At 48.5% G+C, this 1,682-nt stretch carries 1 rRNA gene; it reads right to left on the reverse strand.

What is annotated here, in order from left to right:
- Positions 1-1,553 (reverse strand): 23S ribosomal RNA (locus tag TJ68_RS08575); the annotation flags it as partial.
- Positions 1,554-1,682 lie beyond the last annotated feature (129 nt).

The following is a 1,682-nucleotide window of genomic DNA, read 5'->3' on the forward strand; positions in this document are numbered from 1 at the left end:
CCCTCCGCATCATGACTTACCTTACACTCATACCGGATTTGCCTGGTATGACAGCTTGTCACTTGCACGCACTCTTCCAGTCGTGCGATTCGATTCTCCTCCTGCGTCACCACTTCACTCAATCATGTTACACCGGTACAGGAATTTCTACCTGTTGTCCATCGCCTACGCTGTTTGCCTCGGCTTAGGTCCCGACTTACCCAGAGCGGACGAGCCTTCCTCTGGAAACCTTAGTCGTTCGGTGGACGGGATTCTCACCCGTCTTGCGCTACTCACACCGGCATTCTCACTTCTATACGCTCCACTTTCCCTCTCGGTTTGGCTTCGCTGCATATAGAACGCTCTCCTACCATCCTCTCGGATCCACAGTTTCGGTAATATGTTTAGCCCCGGTACATTTTCGGCGCAGCGTCACTCGACTAGTGAGCTATTACGCACTCTTTAAATGATGGCTGCTTCTAAGCCAACATCCTAGTTGTCTGTGCAACGCCACATCCTTTTCCACTTAACATATATTTGGGGACCTTAACTGGTGGTCTGGGCTGTTTCCCTTTCGACAATGGACCTTATCACCCACTGTCTGACTCCCATACATCTCATCTATGGCATTCGGAGTTTGTCTGAACTCGGTAACCCGGGATGGGCCCCTTATCCAAACAGTGCTCTACCTCCACGATGATAATATGAGGCTATACCTAAATATATTTCGGAGAGAACCAGCTATCTCCAGGTTCGATTGGAATTTCACCCCTACCCACAACTCATCCGGTCATTTTTTAACATAAGTCGGTTCGGTCCTCCATCCAGTGTTACCTGGACTTCAACCTGGTCATGGGTAGATCACCTGGTTTCGGGTCTACACACACATACTACTCGCCCATTTCAGACTCGCTTTCGCTTCGGCTCCACATTCGCTGCTTAACCTTGCATGTATGCGTAACTCGCCGGTTCATTATACAAAAGGCACGCCATCACCCTCATAGGGCTCTGACTACTTGTAGGCACACGGTTTCAGGTTCTATTTCACTCCCCTCCCGGGGTGCTTTTCACCTTTCCCTCACGGTACTGGTTCACTATCGGTCACCAAGGAGTATTTAGCCTTAGGAGATGGTCCTCCCAGATTCCGACGGAATTCCTCGTGTTCCGCCGTACTCAGGATGCTTCTAGCGTCCGCTCGCTTGTCGTGTACGGGACTGTTACCCTCTATGGTCATTCTTTCCATAATCTTCCACTAAACTTGCTTCTCGCATGTTGAAGTCCTACAACCCCAGTTTAAACTGGTTTGGGCTCTTCCCACTTCGCTCGCCGCTACTACGGGAATCGTGTTTACTTTCTCTTCCTCTGGGTACTAAGATGTTTCAGTTCCCCAGGTCTACCTCTACCATCACTACTTAATTCGTAATGGAGTGACATTTTATAATGCCGGGTTCCCCCATTCGGAAATCTTCGGATCAGTGCTTACTTACAGCTCCCCAAAGCATATCGGTGTTTGTTCCGTCCTTCTTCGGCTCTTGGTGCCAAGGCATCCACCGTGCGCCCTTCACTACTTAATCGTAATGAATTTGTGAGAGAGTATCTCTACTCTATCGCGCGTGTATTTATTGAACTTTTCGTTCTCGGTTTCTACGCTTGAAATCATATATAATATATAATCTGTTGCTTCTATTTGGTTTTCAATGTAC

Source organism: Nosocomiicoccus massiliensis, assembly GCF_000438455.1.
GTDB classification, from domain to species: Bacteria; Bacillota; Bacilli; order Staphylococcales; family Salinicoccaceae; genus Nosocomiicoccus; species Nosocomiicoccus massiliensis.